Here is a 21,679-nt window from a genome sequence, read left to right as displayed (position 1 = left end):
GTGAACTGCGTTGATCCTGCTGATGTCAAGGGTTCGTCCTACTGGAATCGAGCAGACGTAAGGGTAGTGTGTTCGATTAAAGCTACGATCTTGCGAGGAGCTCAAGGTGCGACTGGTTGGTTTCATGAACAACGGCCGACGCTGGATCGGCGAACTCCACCCCGATGGGGTCCGGCCGATCGATGATGTCGAGGAGTACTTCCGCAACGGCGCGGACACCGCCCCGCGGGGGGAATTCCTGGATCCCGCCACCCTGGAGCCGGCGCCACCGGTTCCCGCGACGGCCAAGGTGTTCTGCGTGGGACTCAACTACCGGGCCCACGCCGAGGAAGTCAAGGTCAGCCCCGTTGACGCGGTGCCCACGGTGTTCGGGAGATGGGCCTCCACCCTGAGCTGCGACGGCGCCGACGTCCCGGTACCGCCGGGTGAAGGCGAACTCGACTGGGAAGGCGAACTGGCGGCCATCATCGGACGCCCGCTACTGGGCGCGGGCGAGGACGAGTCCCTGGCGGCCGTCCTGGGGTGGACCTGCTTCAACGATCTCAGCGCCCGGCGGCTGCAGACCCGGACGCCGCAGTGGACGCTCGGCAAGAACGGCGACCTCACCGCGCCCATGGGCCCGGCGATCGTCGCGGACGCCGGCTTCGACCACCGTGCCCAGCGCCTGGTCACCCGGGTGAACGGCAAGGTCGTCCAGGACGCGGACACGGCGGACATGATCTTCTCTCCCGGCCAGGTCCTCGCCCACATCTCCCAGGCCCTCACCGTCCAACCCGGCGACGTGGTCGCCCTGGGCACGCCGAGCGGCGTGGGGGCGAGCATGACTCCCCCGCGCGCGGCACGCCCCGGCGACGTCGTGGAAGTCGAGATCAGCGGCATCGGAACCCTCCGCAATCGGCTGACCCCCGCTCGCCCCCTCCCAGACCGTCACCGCTGACGCATCAGCGGTTTCGCACGGACGCGGCGACGACGCGGCCGAGCCGGCCCAGCCAGCCTGCGACGGGCGTCGCCTCACACATCCGCAGGTAGAGCGTCGCCGGGCGATGCCATCGCAAGCGCGCGACGCACGGCGGCCGTAACCCGTGCCGGGTCGGCGTCGGGCAGGATCGCGGCGATGTGCGCGTCGGGCCGGATCAGCCAGGACTCGCCGGGACGGGCGGCCAACGCCTCGGCGAGCTCTCCTGAGGGGTCGACGTCGTCGATGCCGAGCACGGTGAGCGGCGCGCGGGCGGCGCGCCGCGCCGCGTCCCCCGGCGAGCCGGTGTCGCGATCGCCGGCCACCAGGAGGGTGAGACCTTCCCGGACGATCTGCCGGAGACGTGAGACGTCTGGGCGGCCGGCGATGGTCACCGGGGCATCGGGCGTGATGACGCCGGGCGCCGGCGCTGGTGCGTGGCCCTTCGGGGGGCGTCCGCCGAACGGGCGGCCGGGCTCGGGCGTCGTCAGCGGCGAGTCCACGTACCAAAAGGGCTCGGCGAACCGCCCCGAATCGACGGTCGCGGCGGCGGTCGCCGGTGAGCCCGCCGCGGCGTCCAGGATCTCGCGGCGCGCTCGCCATCCGGCCTCGTCCTGCGGGATCAGGAACCGCATGGTCGCCGTGGTGATCTCAAGGTTCTCCAGGGCGGCGGCGTGCCGCTCGGCCTGGTAGGTCTCCAGCAGTTCCGGCGGAGCCCAGCCGTTGGCGACGAAGGCGATCTTCCAGGCGGCGTTCTCGGCGTCCGGGACACCGGAGTTGAGGCCCCGGGCGCCGAAGGGCGCCAACAGGTGGGCGCAGTCCCCGGCCAACAGGACGCGGCCCACGCGCATCCGGTCGACGACCCGGGAGTGGAAGCGGTACACCGAGCGCCAGACGATCTCGTACGGCCGGTCGCCGATGATCTGCCTGATCCGCCTGTCCAGCCCGCCGCTCGCCTCCTCGGCCGCCAGGTCGAATCCGGGGGGCACCTGCCAGTCGATCCGGTACGTGGAACCCGGACAGGGATGGATGAGCACCTGCCTGCCCGGGTTCCACGGCGGGTCGAAGTAGAAGCGCCGCTCGTTCTCCCAGCCGGGCAGGTCGGCCCGGATATCACAGATCAGGAACCGGTCCTCGAAGCTGAGGCCGGGGAAGTCCAAGCCCAGCAGTTCGCGGATACCGCCGCCGCGCGCCCCACTGCACGCCACCGCGTACGCGGCACGGGTCACGCTGCCGTCGGCGCACTCCAGCGACACGCCGTCATCGTCCTGACGGAGCCCGGTGACCTCCTTGTTCCAGCCCACCTCGATGCGATCGTCGCTTGCGATGCGGGTGTCGAGGATCTCCTCGGTGCGCGCCTGGGAGAGATTCACATATGGCGGCAGCGGGGACCGGCCGGCATCGGCGAAGCTCCAAGAGAACAGTTCCGCGTCGCGGTTGTAGGTGCGGGCTGTGCTCCAGGTCAGCCCTTCGCGGGCGATCGCCTCCGCCCCCAGGGTGGCCCACACGTCCAGCACGTCCCGCTGCTGGCAGATGGCCTTCGAGCCGATCGGGTCCCGTTCCGGACGCCGGTCCAGAAGGATCACCCGCAGTCCCCAGCGGGCCAGTAGCAGGGCCGTCGTCTGCCCGACCGGCCCCGCCCCGATCACCGCCACCGCATGCGTCAACGCCGTGTCCACTGTTCTCCCCAGACCGCTCAGCCCTGCAGTTCATCCCAGACCTGCCGGTCTCGCTCGGCGGTCCAGATCCGGGGCCGTTCCACTCCGGACAGCTCGTCCCACACTCGAGACACATCGAAGGGGAGGCAGTGCTCGAAGATGGGCCAGCCGCCGTACCGTGGCGCCAGCGCCGTGTGGACGGCCTCGAACGCCTCCTTGAGCGTGCCGCCGCGGACCTGCACGGCCTCCACCTCGCCGATCATGACCCGAAGGAAGTCGCGGGTCTGCGTGATCGCCGCGTCGACGTCCTCGCCGGACACCACGGCGCCGCGTCCACCGATCAGCGTCTCGGCGCCGAGCGCGCCCACCGCGTCGAGAGTGCCGGCCGACCACTCGCGGTGGAAGGCGTCGCCGGTGTAGAGCGCGGCCTGCGCCTCGACCAGGTCACCGGCGAACAGGATCCGCTGCTCGGGCAGCCAGGCCACGATGTCGCCCTCGGTGTGCCCGCGGCCGCAGTACCGCAGTTCCAGGTCGCCGCGGCCGCCGCCCAGGTCGATGGTGAACCGGTCGGAGAACGTCGCGGTCGGCCAGGTCAGCCCGGGGATGGAGGCGGGCTCCTGGAACAGCCGCGGCATCCGGCCGTACTCCGACTCCCAGTCCTGCCGGCCGCGCTCGGCCACCAGCGCGCGCGTGTTGTCATGCGCGACGATCACCTCGGCGTCGAAGGCGCTCGCGCCCAGCACCCGGACGGCGTGATAGTGCGACAGCACCAGATAGCGCACCGGCTTGTCCGTGTGCTCACGCAGCCTGGCCAGCCACGTCCGCGCCGCGGCCGGTGTCGCCATCGCCTCGAAGCAGACCAGGAAGTCCTCGCCCTCGACGGCCCCCACATTCGGATCGCCCTCGGCGGTCAGCGCGTACACCCCGTCGGCCAGCACCTCCAGGGTCTGGGATTTGGGCGCCAGATCGGCGGATGAGGCGAACGGCTTCACCATGGAGCTCCTTATTCTATAATAGAACTGCTTGTTCTATGTGAGAATAAGGCTAATTGCCTTCACAACGGCGGGCAAGGGTGAGGAGCGACCAATGGCCGATCGCACGAAGGACATGAACGGCCGGGCAGCGGCCCGGCCCCACTCCCAGACCCTCGACCGGGGGCTCCGGATGCTCGAGGTCCTCGCCGAGGCCGACGGTCCCCTCTCCATCGCCGCGCTGGCCGACGCCCTCGGCGTGCACCGGTCGATCGCCTACCGCATACTGCGCACCCTGGAGGACCACCGGCTCGTCCGGCGCACCACCGACGGGAACTGCGAACTGGACGTCGGCTTGGCGACCCTGGCCAGGTCGGTGTCGGGCGACCTGCAGTCGGCGGCCCTGCCCGAACTCGCCGAGGTCGCCAACGAGGTCGGCATGACGGCCTTCCTCGTCGTCCCCGACGGACCCGACTGCGTCACCCTCGTCAGCGTCGAGCCCCGCCACTCGGTCGCAGCGGTCGCCCAGCGTCCCGGTACCCGCCATCCGCTGGCCAGGGGAGCCCCCGGCCTGGCGCTGCTGGCCGGAGGCCCGGCCCGGCCCGGCGAGCGCCCCGATGTCACCGAGGCCCGCCGCAACGGCTACACCCACAGCGTCGGCGAGGTGATCCCCGGCCTGGCCTCCGTGGCCGTGCCGGTGGTCAGCGGGAAGCTCGGCACCATCGCCGCGATCGCGGTGGTCTTCCTCCCCGACGACACCGATGAACCGGCCATCGCCGAACGCCTCCGGAAGGCCGCCCGCGCAATCGCGGCCGAAGTGCCCTGACCGGCCCGCCCCCTCCGCGGCGACGCGCGGGTCCACGGCGCTGCGCTTGCCGAAATCTCGTCCGTGCAGGTCAAGAAGCATGCTGGTACTCGTTGAGGATTCCGCCCAGACGTCGGTGTCTTCGTACGGTCAGGCTGGCGATCTGGTCCGGGTCGGTGACCGGTTACGGCAGCGGATTCAACGGGCGGGCGTTCGCGATGCCTTGGTGGGGCCGGTGCTGGTTGTAGAAGACCTCGAACTCGCGCAGAGTGTGGAGCAGGTGCCGCCGGTTCCAGATCAGGGTTCGGTCGAGGAGTTCACGGCGGCAGGTCTGGACCCACCGTTCCATGACCGCCTTCATCCTGGACATCCGCACTCCGGTCAGGACCACCTGGATGCCCGCATCGGCCTGGACGGCGTCGAAGAGTTCGGGGAACTTGCCCCCGGCCGCCAGTGCCAGCGTCGCGGCGCGGTGCCGCAGGTCGTGCAGCCGGATCGGCGGAACCCCGTGCTCAACGATCAGCTTCTGGATGAAGTGGGTGAGCCGACCTGGTGAGACCGGGTCGCCGTTGAGGTTGGTGAACACGTGCCCGCTGTCGCGGTATCCGTCACCGTAGGCGTCCGGCTCCGCCTGCTGCCGCGAGCGGTGCGCACGAAGAGCAGCAATAGTGGTGCGGTCCAGCGCGATCACCCGGGTACTGTGCGCGGTCTTAGGCGGGCACACCGTCAACCGCCCGTCCCACCGCTGCAGTTGCCGGCAGATCACCGCGGTGCCCTCGTCCAGGTCCACATCACACCACCGCAACCCTGCCGCCTTCGTTTCCCTCTCGCCTCGGCTGACCACCCAGGTCCTGTGCTGGCAAGATCTCGACGGCGCCGCGATGGCGGACTTGATGTATCGGTTGCGACGCCAGCAGTCCATGGCGCACCGCCGTTATTTCGAGCTGCTGGGGCAGCATGGCGTCGACCTGCTCATGGCCACCGAAGGCCTCGCCCGCGACCCCGAGGCCGCCTGCCGGCTGGGCATCTTGATGCTGTGCCACGACCGCCCCAACGAGGGGATGGAATGGCTGCGGGCGGCGGCCGCATACGGCGACGCACCCGCCAAACAGGCTGGCCCAATGACCACAGCAAGCGATGGCCATGTTGGCTCGTTGTTGGCTCGGCGGAATTGGTACGGGCTGCCACATCGCGATATTGCCTGGCACCGAAATGGGGCTGGACGTGGACCAAATGGTATCGGGCGGCACCAAAATAACCGGCCTGACATAAGAACCGCGCTTTTAATCCGTAGGTTGTGGGTTCGAGTCCCACGCGACCCACCACGTTTGACCTGGGCAAACGCGAGAATGCCCAGGTATGTCCCCCACCCGTTCCGTCCCGTTACGTTCCCGTGTTGGCTCCATGTTGGCTCGCGGGGCCAACCCGGGGACGATCATGGTCCCTGTGCGCCGCTCGCATCCGCTCAAACCGGACATCTGGCTGGGCAGGTCGGCGGCTCGGAATTCCGGCCGCCGTTGGGGTTCGCCGGCCGAGCGGTTGGTGCCGGTTCGCCGGGTTCGCATCGAGTGGGGTCTCCTGCGGGTCTGTCGACCAGGAAGGCGACACTCACCTCGGCGGCCAGGCGCAAGGTGAGCGTCACTTCCCCATCACCCCGTTCAACTCGTCGTGGATAGCGAGGTGCACGCCCGGCTGACTGCGCATGGGGATCTGCGATGGGACTTCGTCTTCGGAGGAGGCGGCCGAGCTGTAGAGCGGGTGGAGGCCGAGACCGGCGCACCCGGAGAAAGACAGGGGACGTAACACGGCCGGTGCGCCCACAGCAGCTTTCCTGGCGCTCCAGCCGAATGATGTGTGGCCTGCGGGACTTCCACCCTGATCGTGGACACCGGTTGCTATGCGGCAGCGGTCAGCGTAGTTGATCGCTTCTCGTGCTCGGCCGGGCTGAGATAGTTCAGGGCCGAGTGGCGGTGGAGAACAGCCGCAGGCGTAACCGTTTGGGTTCCCAGTGGCGGGCGTGGTGGTCGTGCAGGACGAGCAGTTGCAGCCCGGTCAGTTCTGCCACGAGGCACACGATCTCGATCCCGATCCGGTTGGCGTCGGACCCGTGCAGGGGTAGGTTCCGCAGTCCGGTGTCTTTGGCGGCGCGGATCCGGTCTTCGTAGCAGGCGCGGCGGCGGTGCCGCAGCTCGAGATCGGGCAGTTGGCCGCGGGTGGTGTTGGTGGCGAACGCGGTCAGCCGTAACCCGTTGCGGTCGGTGAACCGCAGTTGCGCGCCGGGGTGCGGGCGTTCGGCGCGCACGATGACGCGCATTCCGGACCGCCAGGCGGACAGGTCGATCAACCCGGTCAGCTCGGCCACCCACGCCCCGTCACGGACTTTGCCGCCGGCGTCGTAGGCGGGTGCCCACACATGCTCGGGGATCCGGTCGACCGCGGCGGCGGTGATCGTGGTGAGGGTGAACCCGACCGAGTACTGCAGCCGCCGCTGCTGGCAGTACTGCACGAACTCGTGCGTCCCGCCGCCGGAGTCGGTGCGCACCAACACTTTCTGGCCGACCCGATACCCGGGCTGGAACGGCAACTGGCTTAACGCTGCCGCCAGGACTTGCTGGTGGTCGGCGGCGTTGCTGCTGCCGGCGTTGCCCGGCCGCAACATCATCACCAACGGCTCGCCAGTCCCGTCGGCGCCGTGGTCCGCCCACGCGCCCAGCGGGTGAAATCCGTATCCCTGCTTGAAGTTCGGTGCGGCTCGTTCCTTGTCCGAGTGCGCGGTCACCGGCGCGTTCCCACGCCACGGCGCGGGCCGCGGCCCGCGCCGCCCGAACCCGACCCGCCTACCGCCAGCCGCGGATAGCACTTGCCCACCTGAATGGTGCTCCTGAACCTGCGACCACTACCGCCTTCGACAAGCCGTATCATCGCAGTTCAGAGCGCCATTCTCCTCACGGCACGCGGCTTCCGCGGCGGCCGCCGCCTCGGCGCGGAGGCGTTCGATCGCGGCGTCGTGCTCGGCACGTTGCCCAGCCGCGGCAGCGTCACGGTCGGCGAGCTCGGCACGGTGTGTCAGTGCGTCGCCGGCGTTGAGGTGTGCGCTCCGCTGTGCTGGTTGAGGCGGTAGCGCGGAGGGGACGGCGAAGGCGGACACTTCACAACATTCCGACTAGCTGGTATGCATATACCGTCATCAATGACCAACTGCCCGCTGACCAGGGCAACCGCTCACGCTGCAAGGAGGCAATTCGTGAGGACTCGAGTTGCAATCATCCGTGAGACTCCGGGGAAGTTCGAGATCGTCGACATCGACCTCGACGATCCGCGCCAGGGCGAGATCCGGGTGAAGCTCACCGCAAGATCGCCTCCACCGGCTCGACGGCCGCGGGGCGGATCATCGGCGCGGACGCTCCTCGCCGGCATCGGCAACGCGTCGTTCATGAACAACAGCCAGACCTGCACGCCCCAGTCCCGCATCCTCGTGCCGCGGCAGCGCTACGACGAGGTTGTCGAGGCTGTCGCGCAGTACGCGCGCGACCTCGTCGTCGGCGATCCCTCGACGAGAACAAGGACTCAGGTATTGGCCGAGAGCTGGGGCCTGAGGCGATCGACGCGTACCTCGAGTACAAGTCGATCTACACCACGCTTCCCTCCTAACCCGGTGGGGCCGGCTCGAGCGGCGGTTCCGACCCGGCATCAGGTGATTCACTGTTGACCCGCTCGTTCAGCATTGCCGATCCGTAGCAAACTGAGCAGGGAGTTGGCCGTACTCCGGTGCCGCCGTCACCAGGTCGCAGGCACCGGGGTCGGCTGCTTCGACGGGAGTTGAGGCCCGTGCTGCCGCAACAGAAGATCGAAACCGACAGTAGTGACCCTCGGCGCGGGACAACAACCAGATCTCGCCCGACAACGCAGCACTGATACTGACGGCGATTGCGCGCTCTGCGCGGTCTGGCCTTGTTCCACCTGCTGTCAGTTTCCCCTTGCGCACCAAGGAAAGAGTCAAAGAGATGAGCGACAGGGTAGCCGCAACCCTTACTACCAGCTACGAGCGCGGGTACGAGTCATTCGCCAGGCTTTCCGCAATAGCCGGAAGCGAAGGATCGATGAGCTATGCGGAGCTCGGAGAGGCCGCCCGACACTTCGCGGGTGGCCTCTCCGAGCTCGGAGCTCGCCCGGGTGACCGGGTCATTGTCCTGTCCGCGAACCGCCCAGAGACCTTCGTAGTCGATCACGGAATTGCGGCAGGCGGTTTCGTTCGTGTGCCGCTATCGACTCGATTGCACGCTCGGGAGGTCGCCAATATCGCCCGCGACTGTGAGCCTAGTGTGCTCGTCGTCGACGCCGAACGCCAGGCCGAGGTTGTTGGTGCGCTGAAAGACGTCGGCCTTAGGACGATGGTAGTCGCACTCGACCCCGGCGCTGGTAAGGCGGACGCCCCCTACAGCGAGCTTCTAGGAGCGTCGGCCATCAGACCGGTCCGACCAAACCCCGAGGATCTGGCGTGGCTTCCATACACCTCGGGAACAACGGGGGAGCCGAAGGGTGTGATGCTCAGCCACCGCGCCATCCTGGCCTGCGCACGCAACTTGATGGCGGAACTCCCGGCAATCGAGAGCGACGATGTCGTGCTGCACGTGGCACCGCTCAGCCACCTGTCCGGCTACACCGGTGTTGCGTACACCCTGCGAGGCGCCAGCCAGGTGGCAATGCGCTCGTTCAAGCCTGAGGCGGCCCTCGCAGCGATCGCCGAGCACAGGGTCACTGTTCTGCCGATGGTGCCCACTATGCTCAACATGTTGCTTCCGGCTCTGGATACCAGCCGCTGGGACACTAGCTCGCTGCACACGATCATCTACGCAGGATCGGCGATCGCGCCCGCTCGTCTCGCTCGCCTGGTGGGACATCTAGGTGAGGTCTTCGTGCAAGCCTACGGCCTATCCGAGATCCCGTTCCCGATCACGTCACTGTCCAAGCACTCCCACCGGTTCGACATCCAGCAGGCCCTGCCAGCGCGGCTCGGATCAGCCGGCCGCGTGAGCCCCTTTGTTGAGATCCGAATCGTCGGACCCGACAATGAGTCAGTCCCGCCTGGCGAGCAGGGCGAGATCCAAGCGCGAAGTGACACTGCAATGTCCGGTTACTGGAATCGCGCCAAAGCCACTGCGGATACCCTTCTCGAGGGCGGCTGGGTGGCCACTGGCGACGTCGGCCGGCTCGAAGATGGATATCTGCACATCGTCGATCGGAAGAAGGACATGATCGTCACGGGTGGGTTCAACGTCTTCCCGGCTGAGATCGAGAGCGCCATTTCCACGCTCGGCTCAGTAGCCGAGGTCGCAGTCATCGGAGTTCCGGACCCGCGTTGGGGCGAGACGGTGAAGGCCCTCGTCGTACCTGAGAAGGGTAAGAGCGTCACGATCGAGGATGTAGACCGCGTCTGCCGTGAACGTATCGCTGCCTACAAACGACCACGGTCAATTGAGTTCCTCGACCATCTCCCAAAGACCGGCTCCGGAAAGATTCAACGGCATGAGCTACGCCGCCAGTATTGGGAGGGTAGTGACCGTCTCGTCGGCGGATGACGACGTCTGGCAGAGTCCAGGGTTCCCGGCAGCTTGCACGAACGATAGGCCTTTTGCTCCGCCATGCATTCCACGTGACCTGATCGGGCTGTGGGCCGATCGTGGCCTCCAGCCGGCCGCGCTCCGGATAGGAGAATAGGCCAGTAAGCAAATAAACCGGCGCCTGAGAGGGCGTTTGGGTATCTTATTTCAGTACAGATCAGCTTTTGCCCGCCGAGCTCTTTGTGTCGATCTGCACAGTGAGCCTTTTTCAACGTGATGCGGTTTCGCGGAGGTGAAGGGTGTGGACGGCCTTGGCGATGCGGCCGGCGCGGAAGGGGCAGCACCGCAGTTTGCGCAGGATCCGCCATGCTTTGAGCTGGGCGTTTGCTCGCTCGCCCGGTCCGCGGAGCCGAGCGTGGGCGCGGTTGGCCTCCTTCTGGGACTCTGGCTTGCCGCGCCCTTTGTAGGGCGTCAGGACGTGTTCACCGGCTCCCTGATAGGCCTTGTCGGCCAGGGTGAGCAGCCCGGCTGCGGCCAGCGCCCGGATGATGCCCCAGATCCGCGCGGCCCTCATATCGTGGACGGCGCCGCGCAGTTCCCCCGAGACCCACAGCCATTTTCCGTCCGGTCCTGCGATGACCTGGAGGTTCATCCCATGCCGGCGGTGCTTGCCAGCGCATAACCAGCGAAACCACACCAACCTGGCGAGGGACATACTCGGGGCGAAAAGTTCAAACCAAACACCCTCTGAGCCCGCCTTGTACACTGGCGCCCAGTGGCGTCCGCCAAGGTGGTGTGCGACCAGCCCGGTGATGGGCGGAACGTCGTGTGGGGCGGCCACAGCGTGATCTGTGAGAGTGTCTTGCAGTGGTCTCCGGGGGGAGGCGCGCAGGCTCGGCGGCGGTGCCTGGGACTGACTCTCGCGTGATCTGGCCGTTGCGGCGTTCCAGCACGACACCGGTGCCGGGACCCCGCAAGGCGGCATCCTGTCCCCTCTGCTGGCCAACATCGCCCTCTCCGCGCTGGATGAGCACTTCACCAGCGCCTGGGAGGCGATGGGCGATTCCAGCGCCCGGCACCGGCGCCGCCGCGGCGGCCCGCCGACCAACCGCCTGGTCCGCTACACGCACGACTTCGCGATGATGGTCAACGGCCGCGGCGAGGACGTCGAGGTTCAGCTTCCGGCGCGCCTGCAGGTCGCGACGGTGCTCGCCCCACTCGGGCTGCGCCTGTCGGAGGCGAGGACGAGAACCGTGCACATCGAAGAGGGCTCCCGTCCATCGGGCGCGTTCGACAGCATCGGTCGCAGCGCCCAGATACCATCTGGTCGGAAGGCCTGAGGGAGGCTGAACATCTGACACCCGAGGAGTGCGTCGTGCCGCGCAAGCCGCCTGAACGAAGCTACGCGCCGGAAGAGACCCGGCGCCTCCTGGTCGAGGCTGCGCTGGACCTCTTCGCGGAGAAGGGCTTCAGCCGTGCGTCAATGCAGGAGGTCGTGCAGCGGGCCGGCGTGACGAAGGGCGCGTTCTATCACCACTTCGCCACCAAGGACGACGTGCTGCACCTGATCCACGACGAGTTCATCGATCGAGCTCTCGAGTCCCAGGAACGAGCACTGGCCAGCCACGACTCGCCGACCGAGCAACTGGCGAAGATGGCCTTCCACACCACGATGATCTGCATCACCTATCAGAAGCACGTCATGGTGTTCTTCCGCGAGTTGCATGTCCTCACAGGCGACGTGCGGGCGGCGATACTGGAGAAGCGCCGGCGCTCGACCTCGCTGTTCGAGGACACGGTGCGACGCGGTATCGACAGCGGGGAGTTCGACCAGAACCTCGATCCGACCGTCACGACGTTGGGACTGCTCGGCATGTGGGTGTGGTCGTATCAGTGGTACCGCCCCGAGGGCCGGCGCACGCCGACAGAGATCGCCGAGCAGTTCGCCGCCATGACCCTGCAGAGCGTCGGCGCGACACAGGTCCCAGCCGCCGTCCTGTCGAACTGATCCACACTCCCCTCTAGCGGTCAAAGGGAAGGTGCGGCAGCCGTTGCGTTCCGACCGGATGGAATGGAGCGGACGACGATGACCACTCTGAACGGACAAGTAGCCCTCGCAACCGGGGCCGTGGGCGGCATCGGTCAGGCCATCTGTGCCGCCCACGGGACGCAGGAGCGCGCCTGGCCCTCGCCGACCTGGACAAGAACGCCCTCGATCAGGCCGTAGACGACCTCGGACCGGGCGCCGCCTCCGACGTCGACCTGGCCGACGACGAGCAGACCACCGCGCTGCCCGACCGGGTCCGCCGACACTTCGGCGGTCTTGACGTCGTGGTCAACAACGCGGGGTGCGCCAGATCGCCCCACTGCTCGAGCTGTCGCCGTCCGAGTGGCGCAAGAGCCTCGATGTCGACCTCGCCGCCCCCTTCGCCCTGGCCAGGGCCGCGATCCCGGGCATGTTGCAGCAGGGCCGCGGAAAGATCATCAACATCGCGTCGATGGCCGGGCATCTCGCCTTCCAGAATCGCGCCGCGTACTGCGCGACGAAGGCTGGGCTGATCACGCTCACAAAAACGATCACGCTCGAGTACGGGGCCCCAGGAATCTGGTGCAACGCAGTGGCGCCCGGTGTCGTGGAGACCCGATGACCAGCGCCTACCTCCGGTCCGAGCAGATGAGGGCGTCGATCCGCGCGATCGCTCCGATGGAACGCTGGGCGCAGCCGGAGGAGATCGCTCGCCCGGTCGTGTTCCTCAGTTGCTCCGACTCCGACCACGTCAACGGGACGACGTTGTTCGTCGACGACGGGTGGACCGCGGGGAAGGGCTACTGAGCACCATGGGAGGTCCGGACCCCCTCGCGGCGGTCGCCGAGTCAGGCCGCGGCTAGGTCATGGGCTCACCGCTGGCTCCAACGCAGCCCTGGCACGACGTCGTTGCGACCGGAGGGCGCCAAAAGGAGTGCCGGCGCCGAGCAGGCAGACCCAACCCTTGCCTCATCGCCAATCGCGAACTACATTCCAACTGGTCGGATTGTTGACGCGACGATGCCGCCGAGAGGAGACCCGGATGACGGTGACGATGGACAGTGCAACTCCCGGATCTGGCATCACGTCCGGCCGGCTGGCCGCGGTGCCGTTCGAGGAGCGGACCGTGGGCCGGGTACTGGAGCGGGCCACGGCGGCTCGTCCGGACGAGGTGCTGTTCCTCTTCGAGCGTCGCGAGTACCCCCTCCGCGGGGTCGACGCGCAGGTCGACCTGCTCGCGCGGAACCTGCACGCCGCCGGCGTCGGCCAGGGCACCCGAGTGGCGCTGTCGATGGCGACCAGCCCGGGATACCTCTACGGATGGCTGGCCCTGGCGAAGCTCGGTGCGGTCGAGGTGCCGATCAACACCGCCTATCGCGGCGAATTGCTCCGCTACCAGCTGGACAAGGCGAAGGTGTCGCTGGCGATCGCCGACCAGGGTCCGCTGCTCGACGCCATCGAGGCCGTCCGCGGCGACGTCCCGTCACTGACGGGGGTGCTGAGCTTCCCGGGAACGTACTCGGACCTGCTGGGCACGCCCGACGACGCTCACCCCGCCACCGACGAGGCCCCCGCGTGGGACGGTCCCGCTCCGGGCGACATCGCCTGCGCGCTGTACACCTCGGGCACCACCGGACCGTCCGAGGGCGTGCTGCTCACCCACCACCAGCAGGTCGCCTTCGGCCACTTCTTCGCCGAGATCAACGGGCTGGGCCCCGACGACGTGCTGCTGAACTACTCCCCGTTCTTCCACATCTCGGGCAAGTTCGCCACGCTCGGCTGTCTGCTCACCGGGGCCGGATGGTGCTGCGGTCGGCCGAGTCGATGCCGCACCACATTGCCCCGCGCTTCATCGACACCGTCGAGGAACTTCCGCGCACGCCGACCGACAAGGTCGAGAAGTACAAGCTGCGCACCGCCGGGGTCGGCCCGAACACTTGGGTCAGCACCGCCGCCGGATGGCGGATGACCCGCACCGGACCGACCAGAACGACCTGACCCCCCGCCCTCATGGAGGCGGCGTCGCGACGGTGCCGCTCCGCTACCCGACGAACACTGTACGCGCCCGTCTCGGCGACCACCGCGAGCCGTGCGCTCGCCCCGGAGGAATGACGTGCCCCTCATGCCCGCCCCCCGACGTCCGCTCGACGAGCAGCGGCTGCGCGACGCCGTGGACGCTGCCAACCTGCCGACCCTGGCCATGGTCACCTTCCAGCTGACCGGGGACCCCCGCTGGCTCGAGGAGCCGTACCGGCCGGTGCGCAGCAGCGGACTAGGGCCCAACGACTCCGGCGGCCTGGACGCGACCGCGGCCGCCGAGCTGCGCGTTGCCGCAGTCGAGGCGATCACGAGCTGGTCCCGCGGGGCGGAGCCGGCGGTCCCCAACCCCGACCTGGACCTGCTGCGGCGGATGCTCTCCATCGCCATGGGCGAGGCGGTACCCGACGAGTACGAGAAGCTGATGCGCGAGGAGATGGGCTTCGAGCCCGACCCCGGCCCCGCGGTCGTGGCACCGGCCGTGGTCGCCGAGCGCGACCTGTCCGTCGTGATCATCGGCGCTGGGATCTCCGGGCTCATCGCCGGGCTGCGCCTGCAGCAGGCCGGCGTGGCCTTCACCATCCTCGAACGCAACGACGAGGTCGGGGGTGTATGGCTGACCAACACCTACCCCGGGGCCGGGGTCGACACCCCCAGCTACCTGTACTCCTTCTCGTTCTTCCCGCGGAACTGGTCGACCCACTTCGGCAAGCGTGACGAGATGGCCGCTTACACCGCCGAGATGGCCGACCACTTCGACCTGCGCAAGCACATCGAGTTCGGGGTGTCGGTCGACTCCGCCACCTGGGACGAGCACCAGCAGCGCTGGACGGTCACGGCGGGCTCGCGGTCCTGGGACGCCTCGGCCGTGATCAGCGCCGTCGGGCTGTTCAACAACCCCAAGATCCCCAACCTGCCGGGTATGGCCTCCTTCCGCGGGCCGATCTTCCACACCGCGCAGTGGCCCACCGACGTGGACGTCACCGGCAAGCGGGTCGCCGTCGTCGGCACCGGCGCCAGCGCCATGCAGGTCGTGCCGGCGATCGCCGACCGCACCGCCCACCTGTCGGTGTTCCAGCGTTCCCCGCAGTGGATCGCCCCGAACGCCGAGTACTTCGCGAAGGTCGGCGAGGACGTGCACTGGCTGATGGAGCACGTGCCCTACTACCACGCCTGGTACCGGTTCCGGCTGGCCTGGGTGTTCAACGACCGGGTGCACGCCTCCCTGCAGATCGACGAGAACTGGGAGCACCCGGAGCGCTCGCTCAACGCCGTCAACGACGGCCACCGCCGCTTCTTCACCCGCTACCTGGAGAAGCAGCTCGACGGCCGGCCCGACCTGCTGGAGAAGTGCCTGCCGGACTACCCGCCCTTCGGCAAGCGGATGCTGCTGGACAACGGCTGGTTCGCGGCGCTGCGCCGCGACGACGTCGAGCTGATCACCGACGGTGTCGCCCGGATCACCGAAACCGGTGTGGTGACCGACGCAGGCGAGAGCCACGACGCCGACGTCGTCGTGCTCTCCACCGGCTTCGACGCCCAGCACTACCTGCCCGGGATCGAGGTCCGCGGCCGCGACGGGGTGCGCCTGCACGACACCTGGGGCGAGGACGACGCCGTCGCGCACCTGGGCATCACGGTGCCGGGCTTCCCGAACCTGTTCCTGATGTACGGCCCGAACACCAACGCCGGTGCCGGCGGCAGCTTCATCTTCGTGGCCGAGGCCCAGGGCCGCTACATCGTCGACCTGATCACGACCATGGCCCGCGACGGCATCGGCGCACTCGAGTGCCGGCCCGAGGCGCTGCATCGCTGGGTTGCCGAGGTCGACGCCCGCCACCAACGGATGGTGTGGAGCCACCCGGGCATGACCACCTACTACCGCAACTCCCGTGGTCGTGTCGTCACCAACTCCCCCTACCGGGTCGTCGACTACTGGTCCATGACCCGCGAGCCGGACCTCGCCGACTTCCAGGCCACACCGGTCGCGGTGCGGACGCTCTGACATGACCACCCGGCCGATGAGGAGGCGATGATGCCGAGACGCCACCAGATCACGATGACCCCTGCCGAGATCGCGGACTTCCTCGACCGGGAGAAGACCCTCGTCCTCGGGGTCCAGCGGCCCGAGGCACCGCACCTGACGGCGATGTGGTTCGTCCGCCGCGGATCCGACCTGCTCCTGTGGACCTACGCCCGCAGCCAGAAGGCCGTCTCGGCCCGGCGCCACGGCCGGGCGAGCGTCCTCGTCGAGAGCGGGACGACCTACGAGACGCTGCAGGGGCTGTCCGCCGACTGCGACGTCGAGATCGTCGAGGACCCGGACGACGTGCTCGCGATCGGAGCAGCCATCGCCGACCGCTACGGGTCGGCGATGCTCTCCGCGGACTCCGCCGACGGCAGGGCCGCGGAGCTGCGGGCGGCCGGACGGCGCCGGATCGGGCTGGTCCTGCACCCGACCCGCTACCGCACCTGGGACCACCGAAAACTCGGGGCCACGACGACCACGACAGCGACATAGCGACGGCCGCGACGCCCCAGCCACGACACCGGCATCAGGAGGACCCCCCGACCTCGGCGGCGCGGGCGCCTGGGTGCCGGTCGGAGCAGCCACCCGCGGCTCCGTCCCCGCCCCGGTTCATTCCGGCCCACGTCCCGCCGAGAGGCACCATCCGGCTCCGGCCCGAGCGGCCGGACCGGATCGCACGATCAACGACAATCGTTCAATTGGAGACCCCATGTCCCTGCGGAAAATCCTGCTCGTCGCCGGCACCGGCTCGGCGATCGACTGGTACGACTTCTTCATCTACGGCACCGCCGCGGCGCTGGTGTTCAACAAGCTGTTCTTCCCAGCCGGCGACCCACTTGTGGGCACGCTGCTAGCGTTCACCACCTTCGCCGTCGGGTTCGCCGCACGGCCCATCGGTGGCGCGATCTTCGGCCACGTCGGCGACAAAATCGGCCGCAAGCCGGCACTGGTCACCACGCTCTTCCTGATGGGGATCTCCACGACCCTCATCGGGGTGCTGCCCACCTACGGCACCATCGGTGTGGCCGCTCCGATCATCCTGGTGCTCCTGCGGCTCCTGCAGGGCATCGCCGTGGGCGGGCAGTGGGCGGGCGGCGCACTCATCGCCACCGAGAACGCCCCGCCGGACAAGCGCGGCCTCTATGGCAGCTTTGCCCAGATTGGCGTGTCCGCGGGGCTCTTCCTGTCCACGGGGGTGTTCCTGGTCGTCGGCGCTCTCATGAGCGAGGAGGCGTTCGGGTCCTGGGGCTGGCGGCTGCCGTTCCTGTTCAGCGTCGTCTTGGTCGGGATCGCCTTCTACGCGCAGTTCACCCTCGAGGAGACGGCGCCGATGAGGAAGGTCAAGGACGAGGGCGAGCAGTCGCACTCCCCGGTCCTGGACGTGCTGGTCCACAACTGGCGCACGGTCCTGCTCGGCGCCGGCTCCATCGTGGTGATCGGCACGAGCTTCTACCTGTTCGGCACCTACTTCCTCTCCTACGGCACCACCGTGCTCAAGCTGCCCCGCGCGCTGCTGCTCGACGGGGTGCTGATCGGCGCCGCCCTGCAGTTCGTCGCGATCCCGCTGTGCGGCGCCCTGTCGGACCGGATCGGCCGCCGGACCGTGTACTTGATCGGCGCGGTCGCTCTCGCGGTGTGGGTGTGGCCGGCGTTCCTGCTGCTCGGCACCGGCAACCCCGCCGCCGTGATCGCCGCGATCGCCGTGGGCGAGATCCTGGTCGCGCTGGTCTACGGGCCCCAGGCCGCGCTGTTCGCTGAGCTGTTCACCGCACGGGTGCGTTACTCGGGGGCGTCACTGGGCTACCAGATCGGCACCCTCATCGGCGGCGCGCTGACCCCGCTGATCGCCACCGCCCTCTACGCGCAGTGGGGCAGCTTCGTGCCCGTAGCCGGTTGGGTGGTTCTTTCGGCCGTCGCCTCGTTCGTCTCGGTCGTCGTCATGTCCGAGACGGCCCGCACCCAGCTCGACGACGGCGCCCCGATGACAGACGCCCGCACGACTGGCGCTCGGAACCAGACCCTCGAAGAGGCCGCTACTTCGGATGCGCGCAACACGGAGCCGGCATGAGCCCTCAGCCGGGCCCCCTGGCCGGGTTGAGGGTGGTCGAGCTCGGCGGCATCGGGCCGGTGCCGCACGCAGCCATGGTGCTCGGTGATCTCGGTGCCGACGTCGTGCGCGTCCAGCGACCGAACGGCTTCCAGCTCACCGACCCGACCCATGACCACCTGCTGCGCAGTCGGCGCAACCACGCCCTGGACCTCAAGAACCCAGCCGACCGCGACCGGGTCCGCGACCTCGTGGCCCACACTGACGTCCTCCTCGAGGGGTTCCGTCCCGGCGTCGCCGAACGCCTCGGGCTCGGCCCCGACGAGCTGACCGCACAGAACTCGCAGCTGATCTACGGGCGGATGACCGGCTGGGGCCAGGACGGCCCACTGGCAACTGCGGTCGGCCACGACATCAACTACATTGCCCTCAACGGCACCCTGCACGCCATGGGACCGCACGACGGCCCCCCGGCAGCTCCGCTGAACCTGGCCGGCGACTTCGGCGGCGGCTCGATGCTGCTGCTCACCGGAGTGCTCGCCGCCCTATGGGAACGGGAGCGCTCCGGGCGTGGCCAGGTCATTGACGCCGCCATGCTCGACGGGTCCGCGCTGTTGATGCAGTCGATCTGGGCCTGGCGCGGGATCGGGAACTGGAGCGACGAGCGGGGCCAGAACCTGCTCGACGGAGGCGCCCCCTTCTACCGCAGCTACCGCTGCGCCGACGGCGGCTACGTCGCAGTCGGGGCGATCGAACCCCAGTTCTACACCGAGCTGCTCAAAGGACTCGGGCTGCTCGGCGTGGAGTTGCCCGACCAGAACGACCGCACGGGCTGGCCCACCCTGACCGACCGCTTCGCCCGGGAGTTCGCCTCACGCACCCGCGACGAGTGGGCAGCGGTCTTCGCCGAGCTCGAGGCGTGCGTGACGCCCGTGCTGTCCTTCGCCGAAGCGGCCCGCCATCCGCACGCCCGGGCCCGTGGGATGTTCCTCGACCTGCACGGCATCACCCAGCCCGCCCCCGCGCCCCGCTTCTCCCGCAGCGGGGCCGCGACTCCCACACCACCACAGCAACCCAGCCCCGTCGAGGAAACGTTGCGGCGCTGGGCCCCAGCCTCACAGGGATGGACCGCATGACTACCAGCCCGTGCGCCGATCGGCGGGAACGGTCGGGCCTCGTGTCCGGCGAAGCGTGTAGCCAGCTGACCGTGGCTTCGCCGATCGCTCCGCCGACGTAGGTGAGACGGTGCTCGTCGTAGCGGATGCCCTGTCGCGGCAGTCCCCTGTCGTGCAGAAGCCCCGCCGCCGTGGAAGTCGGGTGCATGTGGGGCCCGGCTGGCCAACGGCTTCGGGGACAACCGCGACGATCCGCGGGGCCGACCGGATCTGGCGCATGTCTTGCACTGGCGCAGCAAGTCACTATAGTTCATAACATTCCAACCGGTCGGAACTTTCAGTTCAGATCGTCTCCACCGTCATCCCGACGAAGGAGTTGTGCATGCCCCCGTTCCCGCGGCCGCAGGAAGCGACCGTCTCGCTGGTCACGGACCCCGTCGAGGGCTCGTGCCCAAAGTGTGGCGTGCAGGAGCTGCGCCGCTACCCGGTCAACTCCGAGGGCGGCTGGTTCCAGGTCGTCAAGTGCCAGAACTGCCTGCACTCGCTGGGCCGCGAGCGGTGGAACCTTCTCGGTTCGCTGCAGCTGCTCTCGGACACCATCTGGGAAAGGGGCCTGAATCATGATCGCAGTTGACGTGGGCGGCACCTTCACTGATTTCGTCTCCCTGGAGAACGGCCGAATCCAGCGCGGGCTGGCATGATTTCCCGACTGAGCTGGCGCCCGCGTATGCAGCCACATCCGAGAAGGAGATATCTTCGTATGCAGCTCGACGGCGTCGCCGCCCTCGTCACCGGCGCGGCCTCAGGCCTCGGTGCCGCCACCGCCACCCACCTCGCCGAGCAGGGCGCGTCGGTCTTCGGCCTGGACCTCGAGAAGGCGGTCGCCGGAGCCCCATCGCCCCCGAAGGGCGTGACCCTGCTGGCCGCAGACGTCACCTCCGAGACGTCCGTGCGCGACGCCATCGCCTGCGCCACCGAGGGCCCCGAGTCGCTGCGGGTGGTCGTCAACTGCGCCGGGATCGCGCCCTCGGCCCGGATCCTGTCGAGGAGCGGGCCGCACGATCTTGACTTCTTCCACACCGTCCTCCAGGTCAACCTGCTCGGCACGTTCAACGTCATGCGCCTGGCCGCCGAGCAGATCGCCACCACCGCGGCCGACGAGCACAACCAGCGCGGTGTCATCGTCAACACCGCCTCCATCGCGGCCTTCGAGGCCCAGATCGGCCAGATCGCCTATGCCGCCTCCAAGGCCGGCGTCGCGGGCATGACCATCACCGCCGCGCGGGACCTCGCCCAGCACGGCATCCGGGTCGTCACCATCGCGCCCGGCATTGTGGACACGCCAATGATGGACGGTTTCTGTGACGACATCCGGGCCGGCCTCGCCGCTTCGGTGACCTTTCCCCAGCGCCTCGCCGACCCCTTCGAGTACGCCCGACTCGTCGCCATGATCGCCGATCACGACTACCTCAACGGCGAAACCATCCGCATGGACGGCGCCCTCCGGATGACACCCCGGTGACCTCATCCAGTCCGCATGGCCGAGTCGGTCGACTAATCGCTGATTCGTCGACGAAGCCACGACGCCGCCTTTGGCGAACCGCATCGGCTTCCGACCCAACCTTCGGCGTTGCGAACCCTAGGCTTCTTCACCCCTGGGTGCAGGTAGGACTGTCATTTGAAAGGCTCTGACGCAGAAGAGACGGTCGACCCGGCGTGTCCCGTTCGAATGACCTCACAGGTCTGTGATCGTCACTGCCCGTGCGTCCGCGATCTGCCCCTGTTCTGTTTCCAGGGCTCTTACTGACGAAGTGGGAGACACGTCTCCCACACCTCGACCGGAAGGCGGAAGCCGTGTCTGGCTGGACCGGGGAACAACTCTCCGAGCTCGATGCTCCGGAAGCCACCATCGCCACCCGCCGGCGTGACGGCGCGCTGCGCACCCGACGGACGGTGTTGGTGGTACGCGACGGTGACGACCTCTACGGCCGGTCCGCGTACGGGCGCGAGGCGGCATGGTTCCGTGGGACCCGGGCGAGGCTGGAGGGCGCCACATGCTGCCTGACCCGGGCGGGCCCAGTCTTACGAGCTGCGTGTCTAGGGAGGTGACGCCCTTTCCGCTCCGTCGCCGCTCGGCACGACGCCACCCCAGGACAGGTAGCCCTGGGATGGCTGCTCTCCCGCGGCCCCGAGGTCGTACCGATCCCCGGCACCAAGCAGATCCGCTACCTCGACCAGAACCTCGCCGCCCTCGACCTCCACCTCACCGCCGCCGACCTCGACCACCTCGACACCGCCCTACCCGCTGGCGCCGCTGCCGACGGCCGCTACCCCGACGCCGTCCTGCCCCAGCTCGGCACCTGACCCGCCCACACGAGAAACGGAGCACTTCCCGGTGAACCACGACATGTTGGACCGCCCCGGCAATGTTGGAGGCCGGATCGCTTGCATCTCAGCCGGTCTGGGGTGCAGGCC

General features: G+C 68.5%; 18 protein-coding genes and 4 pseudogenes. 16 read left to right on the top strand and 6 right to left on the bottom strand.

What is annotated here, in order from left to right:
* Window positions 1-106: 106 nt before the first annotated feature.
* Window positions 107-937: a fumarylacetoacetate hydrolase family protein gene (locus ABD340_RS29405; RefSeq protein WP_344593303.1), complete on the top strand. Its 831-nt coding sequence runs from the start codon at window positions 107-109 to the stop codon at window positions 935-937.
* Window positions 938-1,011: 74 nt separating this feature from the next.
* Here ABD340_RS29405 and ABD340_RS29400 read toward each other — a convergent pair whose 3' ends face one another.
* Together ABD340_RS29400 and ABD340_RS29395 are read right to left on the bottom strand one after the other, a co-directional pair.
* On the bottom strand, window positions 1,012-2,634 hold the full coding sequence (locus ABD340_RS29400) for an FAD-dependent monooxygenase (protein WP_344593302.1): 1,623 nt from the start codon (window positions 2,632-2,634) through the stop codon (window positions 1,012-1,014).
* Between the two features lie 17 nt (window positions 2,635-2,651).
* Entirely contained in the window at window positions 2,652-3,608 is a 957-nt protein-coding gene (locus ABD340_RS29395) for an MBL fold metallo-hydrolase (protein WP_344593300.1), read from the bottom strand.
* Between the two features lie 91 nt (window positions 3,609-3,699).
* Here ABD340_RS29395 and ABD340_RS29390 point away from each other — a divergent pair, with 91 nt between their 5' ends.
* The gene (locus ABD340_RS29390; protein ID WP_344593299.1) at window positions 3,700-4,410 is read left to right on the top strand and encodes an IclR family transcriptional regulator; all 711 of its coding nucleotides are present in this window, start codon (window positions 3,700-3,702) and stop codon (window positions 4,408-4,410) included.
* A 163-nt stretch (window positions 4,411-4,573) separates the two neighbouring features.
* Here the strand turns inward: ABD340_RS29390 and ABD340_RS29385 are convergent, their stop codons facing one another.
* The 3 genes and pseudogenes from ABD340_RS29385 to ABD340_RS29375 all read right to left on the bottom strand — a co-directional run.
* On the bottom strand, window positions 4,574-5,179 hold the full coding sequence (locus ABD340_RS29385; RefSeq protein ID WP_344593297.1) for an integrase core domain-containing protein: 606 nt from the start codon (window positions 5,177-5,179) through the stop codon (window positions 4,574-4,576).
* Window position 5,180: 1 nt separating this feature from the next.
* A complete protein-coding gene (locus ABD340_RS29380; RefSeq protein ID WP_344593296.1) occupies window positions 5,181-5,432 on the bottom strand; it encodes a hypothetical protein in 252 nt (83 codons plus the stop codon).
* A 917-nt stretch (window positions 5,433-6,349) separates the two neighbouring features.
* Window positions 6,350-7,168: pseudogene (locus tag ABD340_RS29375) on the bottom strand (transposase); the annotation flags it as partial.
* 465 nt (window positions 7,169-7,633) lie between these two features.
* On the opposite strand from ABD340_RS29375, the gene ABD340_RS29370 reads away from it, so the two are divergent.
* Both ABD340_RS29370 and ABD340_RS29365 read left to right on the top strand, forming a co-directional pair.
* Window positions 7,634-8,098: an aldehyde dehydrogenase family protein gene (locus ABD340_RS29370; protein ID WP_344593294.1), complete on the top strand. Its 465-nt coding sequence runs from the start codon at window positions 7,634-7,636 to the stop codon at window positions 8,096-8,098.
* Between the two features lie 295 nt (window positions 8,099-8,393).
* Entirely contained in the window at window positions 8,394-9,968 is a 1,575-nt protein-coding gene (locus ABD340_RS29365) for a class I adenylate-forming enzyme family protein (RefSeq protein ID WP_344593292.1), read from the top strand.
* 250 nt (window positions 9,969-10,218) lie between these two features.
* On the opposite strand, the pseudogene ABD340_RS29360 reads toward ABD340_RS29365, so the two are convergent.
* A pseudogene (locus tag ABD340_RS29360) lies at window positions 10,219-10,626 on the bottom strand (transposase family protein); the annotation flags it as partial.
* A 379-nt stretch (window positions 10,627-11,005) separates the two neighbouring features.
* Between ABD340_RS29360 and ABD340_RS29355 the strand changes: the two are divergent.
* The 12 genes and pseudogenes from ABD340_RS29355 to ABD340_RS29295 all read left to right on the top strand — a co-directional run.
* The gene (locus ABD340_RS29355; RefSeq protein WP_344593290.1) at window positions 11,006-11,290 is read left to right on the top strand and encodes a hypothetical protein; all 285 of its coding nucleotides are present in this window, start codon (window positions 11,006-11,008) and stop codon (window positions 11,288-11,290) included.
* A gap of 35 nt (window positions 11,291-11,325) precedes the next feature.
* Window positions 11,326-11,958 carry a TetR-type transcription factor C-terminal domain-containing protein gene (locus tag ABD340_RS29350; protein ID WP_344593288.1) on the top strand — a complete coding sequence of 211 codons (633 nt, stop codon included), beginning with the start codon at window positions 11,326-11,328 and terminating at the stop codon, window positions 11,956-11,958.
* A gap of 143 nt (window positions 11,959-12,101) precedes the next feature.
* Window positions 12,102-12,783, top strand: a pseudogene (locus ABD340_RS48110) (SDR family NAD(P)-dependent oxidoreductase).
* A 235-nt stretch (window positions 12,784-13,018) separates the two neighbouring features.
* On the top strand, window positions 13,019-13,945 hold the full coding sequence (locus tag ABD340_RS29330) for an AMP-binding protein (protein WP_344593281.1): 927 nt from the start codon (window positions 13,019-13,021) through the stop codon (window positions 13,943-13,945).
* Window positions 13,946-14,098: 153 nt separating this feature from the next.
* Entirely contained in the window at window positions 14,099-16,018 is a 1,920-nt protein-coding gene (locus ABD340_RS29325; RefSeq protein ID WP_344593280.1) for a flavin-containing monooxygenase, read from the top strand.
* Window positions 16,019-16,045: 27 nt separating this feature from the next.
* Window positions 16,046-16,534, top strand: a complete 489-nt coding sequence (locus tag ABD340_RS29320; protein WP_344593279.1) for a pyridoxamine 5'-phosphate oxidase family protein — start codon at window positions 16,046-16,048, stop codon at window positions 16,532-16,534.
* 217 nt (window positions 16,535-16,751) lie between these two features.
* On the top strand, window positions 16,752-18,110 hold the full coding sequence (locus ABD340_RS29315) for an MFS transporter (RefSeq protein WP_344593277.1): 1,359 nt from the start codon (window positions 16,752-16,754) through the stop codon (window positions 18,108-18,110).
* Window positions 18,107-19,225 (top strand): CaiB/BaiF CoA transferase family protein, encoded by a 1,119-nt coding sequence (locus ABD340_RS29310; RefSeq protein WP_344593276.1) that lies wholly within the window; start codon window positions 18,107-18,109, stop codon window positions 19,223-19,225. The genes ABD340_RS29315 and ABD340_RS29310 overlap by 4 nt, the downstream gene beginning before the upstream one ends.
* Before the next feature lie 361 nt (window positions 19,226-19,586).
* Entirely contained in the window at window positions 19,587-19,838 is a 252-nt protein-coding gene (locus ABD340_RS29305; protein ID WP_344593275.1) for a hypothetical protein, read from the top strand.
* 126 nt (window positions 19,839-19,964) lie between these two features.
* Complete coding sequence (locus tag ABD340_RS29300; protein ID WP_344593273.1) at window positions 19,965-20,726, top strand: SDR family NAD(P)-dependent oxidoreductase; 762 nt, start codon at window positions 19,965-19,967, stop codon at window positions 20,724-20,726.
* Window positions 20,727-20,965: 239 nt separating this feature from the next.
* Window positions 20,966-21,313, top strand: a complete 348-nt coding sequence (locus ABD340_RS48105) for a DUF2255 family protein (protein ID WP_425547463.1) — start codon at window positions 20,966-20,968, stop codon at window positions 21,311-21,313.
* A gap of 18 nt (window positions 21,314-21,331) precedes the next feature.
* Window positions 21,332-21,568: pseudogene (locus ABD340_RS29295) on the top strand (aldo/keto reductase); the annotation flags it as partial.
* Window positions 21,569-21,679 lie beyond the last annotated feature (111 nt).

The sequence above is a fragment of the Actinomadura vinacea genome, assembly GCF_039532545.1.
GTDB lineage: Bacteria > Actinomycetota > Actinomycetes > Streptosporangiales > Streptosporangiaceae > Spirillospora > Spirillospora vinacea.
The sequence above is the reverse complement of the archived record's forward strand: the minus strand, read 5'-3'. Positions and strand labels throughout refer to the sequence as shown.

Coding starts and splice junctions, on each gene's coding strand:
- ABD340_RS29395 (WP_344593300.1), bottom strand. CDS start 3,608: ATGGTGAAGCCGTTCGCCTCATCCGCCGATCTGGCGCCCAAATCCCAG.
- ABD340_RS29390 (WP_344593299.1), top strand. CDS start 3,700: ATGGCCGATCGCACGAAGGACATGAACGGCCGGGCAGCGGCCCGGCCC.
- ABD340_RS29365 (WP_344593292.1), top strand. CDS start 8,394: ATGAGCGACAGGGTAGCCGCAACCCTTACTACCAGCTACGAGCGCGGG.
- ABD340_RS29355 (WP_344593290.1), top strand. CDS start 11,006: ATGGGCGATTCCAGCGCCCGGCACCGGCGCCGCCGCGGCGGCCCGCCG.
- ABD340_RS29330 (WP_344593281.1), top strand. CDS start 13,019: ATGACGGTGACGATGGACAGTGCAACTCCCGGATCTGGCATCACGTCC.
- ABD340_RS29325 (WP_344593280.1), top strand. CDS start 14,099: ATGCCCGCCCCCCGACGTCCGCTCGACGAGCAGCGGCTGCGCGACGCC.
- ABD340_RS29320 (WP_344593279.1), top strand. CDS start 16,046: ATGATGCCGAGACGCCACCAGATCACGATGACCCCTGCCGAGATCGCG.
- ABD340_RS29315 (WP_344593277.1), top strand. CDS start 16,752: ATGTCCCTGCGGAAAATCCTGCTCGTCGCCGGCACCGGCTCGGCGATC.
- ABD340_RS29310 (WP_344593276.1), top strand. CDS start 18,107: ATGAGCCCTCAGCCGGGCCCCCTGGCCGGGTTGAGGGTGGTCGAGCTC.
- ABD340_RS29305 (WP_344593275.1), top strand. CDS start 19,587: ATGCCCCCGTTCCCGCGGCCGCAGGAAGCGACCGTCTCGCTGGTCACG.
- ABD340_RS29300 (WP_344593273.1), top strand. CDS start 19,965: ATGCAGCTCGACGGCGTCGCCGCCCTCGTCACCGGCGCGGCCTCAGGC.